This window comes from Mesorhizobium argentiipisi (SeqCode) (genome assembly GCF_037179585.1).
Lineage (GTDB): Bacteria > Pseudomonadota > Alphaproteobacteria > Rhizobiales > Rhizobiaceae > Mesorhizobium > Mesorhizobium argentiipisi.
The window spans coordinates 1-6,753 of record NZ_JAPYKO010000064.1; the positions used below are offsets into that span (position 1 = coordinate 1).

A 6,753-nucleotide genomic window follows, 5' to 3' on the forward strand; every position below is an offset into this window, starting at 1 on the left:
CAACTGCCCCGTCTGCTTCACCGCCATTGCGATTCCCTCCGAGCTTCCTTCTCAGGGAATCACAACCAGCCAATTACGCAACAGGCCCCTTGTGGGAGAAGGTGTCGCCGAAGGCGACGGATGAGGGTGCTCCAGCTTGGCAAGGACGGCGATCCTTCCAACACCCCTCATCCGTCTCGGCGCTTCGCGCCGATCCACCTTCTCCCACAAGGGGAGAAGGAGGGCGGCGGCCTACAGCTTACCGTTGCGCTGCTGCACCATCATGAAGGTGTCGTAGTTGTATTCGGCGACCTGGGCCCAGAGATAGTGCTCCTTGCGGAAGCCCTTGATCGATTCCCAGATCTTCTTGAACGGCGCGTTGTTGGATTCCATCTCGGCATAGACCTCGTTGGCCTTCTCGAAACAGGCGGCCATGATCTCCTGGCTGAACGGCCTGAGCTTGGCACCGCCGGCCACCAGCCGCCGCACCGCCGGCGGATTCACATAATCGTATTTCTGCAGCATGTTGGCGTCCGCAGCCTGCGCCGCGGTGCGGAGCAGCGATTTGTAGGTCGGCGAAAGTTCTTCGTATTTCGCCTTGTTGAACAGCAGGTGGACGGTCGGGCCGCCTTCCCACCAGCCGGGATAGTAGTAATAGGGCGCGACCTTGTAGAAGCCGAGCTTCTCGTCGTCATAGGGGCCGACCCATTCGGCGGCGTCGATGGTACCCTTTTCCAGCGCCGGGTAGATGTCGCCGCCGGCAATCTGCTGCGGCACCACACCGAGCCTCTCGACGACCTTACCGGCAAAGCCGCCGATGCGCATCTTGAGGCCCGACAGATCGGCGACGCTGTTGATTTCCTTACGGAACCAGCCGCCCATCTGCACGCCGGTGTTGCCGCCGGGCAGGCCGAACAATCCTTGCGCCCCAAGGAATTCGTTGAACAGGTCGATGCCGCCGCCGTGATAGTGCCAAGCGTTCATGCCGCGTGCATTGAGCGAGAAGGGGACGGCGGCGCCGAGCGCCCAGGTGGGATCCTTGCCCCAGTAATAATAGGCCACGGTGTGGGCCGCTTCGACGGTGCCGGCGGCGGCGGCATCGGCCGCCTGCAGGCCGGGCACCAGTTCGCCCGACGCGAAGACCTGGATCTGGAAATTGCCGTCGGTCGCTTCGGATAGCATCTTGGAGAAGACTTCGGCGCCGCCATAGATCGTGTCGAGCGACTTCGGGAAGGACGACGCAAGCCGCCAGGTCACTTTCGGATTGGACTGGGCAATGGCCGGCGTGGCGAGTGCCGCGGCTGCTGCGGCTGCGCCCACGCCGGACGCACCGGCCTTGCGAATGAAAGAACGACGATCCATTAAGTTTCCTCCCTTGCGGATCAGCTGACCGACGTCAGGGCATCCTCGTTGCCCGCATCGGTTGGGGAAGAAACATACACAGGCAAAGGGTCGAGTCCAGCGTTGCGGGCAAGGGTTGCCGCCATTCCGGCGCCGCGTGCAACTATAGTCTAACGAACCTGCCGCTGGCCCATGCAAGGCAGCGAAACTCACCATGGCAAACTGCCTTCAGATCGCCTATTTAGTAGGCAGATTAACTCCTTAGCTCTCGAAGGAATCCAAACCCAAAATGCAGCAACCGCTCGTCGCAGTCTCGTCCGACGTCCGCCAGTTCGACAACTACACGTGGCACGCGGCACCCCAGCAATATTTGGAAGCGGCGGTCGCGGGCGCCGGCGTGTTCCCGCTGCTGGTGCCGTCCTTCGGCGACCGGCTCGACCTCGACGAATTGCTGTCGTCTGTCGACGGCGTCATGCTGACGGGTTCGAAGTCCAACGTCCATCCCTCGCTTTATGGCGGCGACCCGAGCGAGGCCAACGGCCCTTACGATCCGGCGCGTGACGCCACGACGCTGCCGCTGGTCCGCAAGGCGCTCGAGCGCGGCGTGCCGCTGCTTGCCATCTGCCGCGGCATCCAGGAGCTGAACGTTGCGCTCGGCGGCACGCTGGGCACCGAAATCCAGGAGCGCGAAGGCTCGCTCGACCATCGCGCCCCGGTGAGCGACAATCAGGATGAGCGCTTCGCTATCCATCAGACGATCTCGATCAAGCCCGGAAGCTGCCTTGCCGGCGTGTTCGGTGCCGGCGAGATCAAGGTGAATTCGCTGCACCGGCAGGGAATCGATCGGCTCGGCTCGAAACTGCAAATCGAGGCTTTGGCCACCGACGGCACGATCGAGGCAGTCTCGGTCAAGGATGCGCGGGCCTTCGCGATTGGCGTGCAGTGGCACCCCGAATACTGGGTGAAGTCGGACAGCAATTCCGCCAAGATCTTCAAGGCCTTCGGCGATGCCGTACGGCTGCACGCGGCGGCGAAAGCGGGCGCCCGCGCCGCTGCGGAATAAACATTCCGCTTAAATCAGTTGCCGCTGTCGCTGTTCAACGCCAGCAGCGGCGCGGCCGGCGCGTAGGATTCGTAGCCGTCGCCATCGGCAACACCGAAGGTGACGATCGGATCGACGGCGTTTTCGCTGAAAGCGACCGAGCCGTCCGCTTGCTCGCGCCAGAATTTTACGCGCTCGATGCCGGGCATCAGCTTGCGGCAGTTCGGCGCGACGGAGAGCAACGAAAGGTCGGCCGACACGTCGGCGCCCCGGTGGACCGCGCAAGCCGCCTCGTCGCCGTTGGCGGTGAGTCTGAAGCTGCTTGATGGGGCGGCCTCCGCAGCCGTGTTGCGGCCATCACCGCCATTCAGGTACTGCACACCCCCGAACATCGCCACTGAAGCTACCAAACCAGCTACCAACTTCACCCTGCCACTCCGTAGGCTTAACGAATATGCGGAGATTCCAAAGGGTTAAGCCGCCGCTAATAAATGTGGCAATCGCCCCTATCGCTGCGTGGCGGGCGAATAGCGCTCCGAAATTACCTTGGAGAGCCACTCACGCTCGACATCGGTCGCGGCTGAGCCGATTTCGATCCGCTGCGCGCCGGCATCGACTGTCAGGCGGTTGCATGTATCGCCCTCGCGAAGCTTCAACGATTCTATTTGCGTTCGATCGAATCTTTGCTCGATCCGCTGCGGGAACAGCTGCGACCACACGCAAAAGTTTCGGTAGTACTGCATCTTGAACGGCGGCACTCCAGAGTCATAGCTGAACCCAGACGCATCAAGCTTTATAACTTCAGGGACGGAACGTCGCAAAATGCGGCGCAGCATCAGCATTGCGAAGATCCCGCCGACTGTCCAGGCGCAGAGCCAGAAGACCAGGAAGGCCGTCGGAGGTCCAATTGGTCGGGTCACGAGTTGATAGGCGGCGGAAATCTCACCGAAGGCCCAGCCACCCAGCCAGCAAAAAATGAATAGTCCGGCCAAATAGGTGGCAGCGGGCGGCTTTGGATGCGGAATGGAAATGACCTGATCACGGCCGTTGGTGACGACCGATATCGCAGAATTGTCGGGCGGCCTGACCGTCATCGGGTTAGCTTGCGGCCTTCACATTCGCCGTCTCCGGCACCGGCGTCAGCGGCCGGCGATCGGTGAACCAGGCGACGAGATTGTCGACGCAGAGATCGGCCATGGCGCGGCGGGTATGGACCGACGCTGAGCCGACATGCGGCAGAAGCGAGGCGTTGGGCGCGTCGAGCAGGGCCTGCGGCACGTTCGGCTCGTCGGCAAAGACATCGAGCCCGGCGGCAGCGATGGTACCACTCTTAAGAGCGCCGGCCAGCGCTGCCTCGTCCACCGTCGAGCCGCGGCCGATATTGACGAAGACGCCGCTCGAACCCAGCGCCGACAGGACCTCGGCGTTGACTGCCTTCTCGGTGGAGGCGCCGCCCGGGGCAATGCAGATCAGCGTGTCGACGGCTTCGGCAAGCCCCTTCAAAGTGGCATGATACTCGTAAGCCAAGCCTTCGACCTTGCGGCGGTTGTGATAGGCGATCGGCAGGCCGAAGGCTTCGATGCGGCGGGCGACGGCACGGCCGATGCGGCCCATGCCGAAAATGCCGACGCTGCGGCCGCGCAAGGTAAGCCGGCTCAGGCGATAATTGCCCTTCTCTACCCAGTCGCCGTCGCGCAGCCATTTCTCGGCGGCGTAGAGCTCGCGAACGGTGTTGATCAAAAGACCGATAGCGGTGTCGGCGACCTCCTCGGTCAAAACGTCGGGCGTGTTGGTGACCATGACGCCGCGCTTGGCCGCATGATTGGCGTCGACCGAATCGTAGCCGACGCCGAAACTGGCGATGATCTCGAGATTGGGCAGCGCGTCGATCATCGCCGCGCTGATGCCTGAGTAGGAAGCGATGCCGCGCACCGTCCGGCGCATCTCGTCCGTGACCAGCGCAGGGTCGGCGCGTTCGATCCGCACAGGCTTGAACGCCTCGTCGATGCGGCCGACGGCATGGTCGTTGAAGTCGCCCGGCACCAGGATGGCGACCGGCAATTTTCCTTCGGCCCTGGTCATGCACGCTCCACCGGCTTGCCGGTCGACTGCCGCACATGCAGCTCCGGCTTGATCAGCTCCTGCGAGGGCCGCACCGCCTGCCCGTTCAATTTGTCGAGCAGGGCGCTCGCGGCGCGGCGGCCGACCTCGCGCTGACCGTTCCAGACCGTGGTCAGGGCCGGTGTCGCGATTGCCGCCTCCTCGAGATCGTCATAGCCGGTCACGGAGATGTCGACGCCCGGCACGAGGCCGGCGCGCGCGATGCCGTTCATCAGCCCGATCGCGACCAGATCGTTCCAGCAGCAGGCGGCGGTAGGCTTGTCCTTCAGCGCCAGAAACTGTCCCGCGGCCTCGAACCCCGCCTGCTTGGTGCGCGGACCAGGAATGCGCCAGGACGGCTTCACCTCCAGGCCGGCCGTCTCCATCGCGTTGAGATAGCCCTGGTAGCGGTCACGGCCGGTCGAGGTCTGGTCGGTGCCGCCGACCATGGCGATACGCTTGTGGCCGAGCGAGATCAGGTGGTTGGTGGCAAGCGCGGTGCCATAGGCGTCGTCGCCGCGGAACACCGGCACGTCGGCGCCGGCGACAGTGCGCGCGATCAGCACCGCCGGCAGGCCGTTTTCCTCGGCCATGATGATGTCCTTGGCCGGCGTGCCGATGGCCGGCGACATGATGACGCCGTCGGCGCCGAGCTGCAGCAGCGTGTCGATGAAGGTGCGCTGCTTTTCCAGCTGGTCGTAGTGGTTGGAGAGAATGAAGGTCTGGCGGCTGCGGTCGAGCTCGCTTTCGATCGAGCGCAGGATCTCGGCGAAGAAGGGGTTCATGATATCGTGCACGACCACGCCGACAATGCCGGAGCGCGAGGTGCGCAACGAGGCGGCGCGGCGGTTATAGATATAGCCGATGGCGCGGGCATGCTCCTTGATGCGCTCGCGCGTGGAGCCTGCGACCAGCGGGCTGTCGCGCAGCGCCAGCGATACCGTTGCCGTGGAGACGCCGAGCGCATCCGCGATCGTCGAAAGCTTGATCTTCTGTGCCAGTGCCCTTCGCTCCCCAGGGTCTTTAAATTGTTTAAATTCGGCCTTATGCCATCGATCGGGAGCAAATCAAAGTTTTTTCGCCAGCGCCTCGGCCTCGGTGTCGAGCGAGGCCGAGTTGCGCACGCGAAGCCGGTGCTCGCGGTGAATGATGTAGAGGCCGCTGGCAACGATGATGGCAGCGCCGAGCAACGTCCAGCGGTCGGGGAATTGATGGAAGATCAGCCAGCCGGAGATGATCATCCACACCATCTGCGAATAGGGGAAAGGCGCCAACTGGGTCGTGCTCGCCAGGCGATAGGCCCGGACCAGCAGATAGTGGCCGCCTGCCCCGAATACGCCCAGCATCAAGACGACGAACCATTGAAAGCCGCCGTGGGGCAGCGCGGGCGCGAAGGCAAGCATCGGGGCCAGCAGCACCGACGGTGCCAGCGCCGAGAACAATATCAGGCTCTCCGATATTTCCCGTCGAGGACATGCGCCGGGTCATGATGACGTAGAAGCTGTTCGACAGCATCGAGCCCAGCGCGAAGAGATGACCGATGCCGAACACGCCGACGCCCGGTCGGGTGATAATCAGAACGCCGACAAAGCCGGTGAGGATCGCGAGCCATCGCCGCCAGCCGGCCCATTCGCCGAGCAGCGGGCCGGCAAGGGCGGTGATGACCATCGGACCGAAGAAATAGATCGAGGTGGTCTCGGCGAGCTGCAGCGTCTTCAGCGCCAGGATGTTGAACATGGTCGAGCCGAAAAGCATGCAGCCGCGCAGTATGTGCGCCGGCAGGTTGTTGGCGCGAAAACGCGCCGGCTCGTGCCAGCCGCGCAGGAAAAGGCCGACCAGCAGGACATGGACGGCGAACCGGGCCCAGGCGACGATCAGCGCCGAGACGCCGGCCAGCACCAGATATTTGCTGGAGGTGTCGAGAAAGGTGAAGCAGACATAGACGCAGAGCATCAGAAGCATCGCCGCGGGCGGCGTTGCGCTGTCATCGTTGTTTTTGGGAATGCTCAAGGGTCGGGCCGAGGAAGATAGACCTTACCCTTCTGCGGCAATCGTCGCTTGCCAGCAAGCCAAAAGCGACTGGCCCAACAAGCGCTTCGGACAGGCTTAGAACGCATTGTTTGTTGGCGATGGCCTGAGAGCACCTCGCAGTCGTCATTCTATGGCGGAGCAAGGAGCGAAGCGACGCGGCGCAGACCATAGAATCCTGTGTGTTGGTTCTGGTGTATGGTTGAAGTGGGAAGGAGACCGAGTGGATCCTGGTCGTCCTTTCGGACAGGCCGTGGCATGGC

Annotated in this window: 6 protein-coding genes and 1 pseudogene; 1 reads left to right on the forward strand and 6 read right to left on the reverse strand. The window is 63.3% G+C overall.

Annotated elements, in window-relative coordinates; translation table 11 throughout:
- Nucleotides 1–231: 231 nt before the first annotated feature.
- On the reverse strand, nucleotides 232–1,341 hold the full coding sequence (locus tag O7A05_RS33725; RefSeq protein ID WP_337097717.1) for a TRAP transporter substrate-binding protein: 1,110 nt from the start codon (nucleotides 1,339–1,341) through the stop codon (nucleotides 232–234).
- 268 nt (nucleotides 1,342–1,609) lie between these two features.
- Here O7A05_RS33725 and O7A05_RS33730 point away from each other — a divergent pair, with 268 nt between their 5' ends.
- Nucleotides 1,610–2,383, forward strand: a complete 774-nt coding sequence (locus tag O7A05_RS33730; RefSeq protein ID WP_337097718.1) for a gamma-glutamyl-gamma-aminobutyrate hydrolase family protein — start codon at nucleotides 1,610–1,612, stop codon at nucleotides 2,381–2,383.
- Between the two features lie 14 nt (nucleotides 2,384–2,397).
- Here the strand turns inward: O7A05_RS33730 and O7A05_RS33735 are convergent, their stop codons facing one another.
- The 5 genes and pseudogenes from O7A05_RS33735 to O7A05_RS33755 form a co-directional block, all read right to left on the reverse strand.
- Nucleotides 2,398–2,754, reverse strand: coding sequence for a hypothetical protein (locus tag O7A05_RS33735; protein WP_337097725.1), 357 nt, complete (start codon nucleotides 2,752–2,754; stop codon nucleotides 2,398–2,400).
- 114 nt (nucleotides 2,755–2,868) lie between these two features.
- A complete protein-coding gene (locus O7A05_RS33740) occupies nucleotides 2,869–3,456 on the reverse strand; it encodes a hypothetical protein (protein ID WP_337097721.1) in 588 nt (195 codons plus the stop codon).
- A gap of 4 nt (nucleotides 3,457–3,460) precedes the next feature.
- The gene (locus O7A05_RS33745) at nucleotides 3,461–4,444 is read right to left on the reverse strand and encodes a 2-hydroxyacid dehydrogenase (RefSeq protein ID WP_337097723.1); all 984 of its coding nucleotides are present in this window, start codon (nucleotides 4,442–4,444) and stop codon (nucleotides 3,461–3,463) included.
- Nucleotides 4,441–5,463 (reverse strand): LacI family DNA-binding transcriptional regulator, encoded by a 1,023-nt coding sequence (locus O7A05_RS33750; protein ID WP_337097727.1) that lies wholly within the window; start codon nucleotides 5,461–5,463, stop codon nucleotides 4,441–4,443. The genes O7A05_RS33745 and O7A05_RS33750 overlap by 4 nt, the downstream gene beginning before the upstream one ends.
- A gap of 66 nt (nucleotides 5,464–5,529) precedes the next feature.
- Nucleotides 5,530–6,415: pseudogene (locus O7A05_RS33755) on the reverse strand (DMT family transporter).
- Nucleotides 6,416–6,753: the final 338 nt, after the last annotated feature.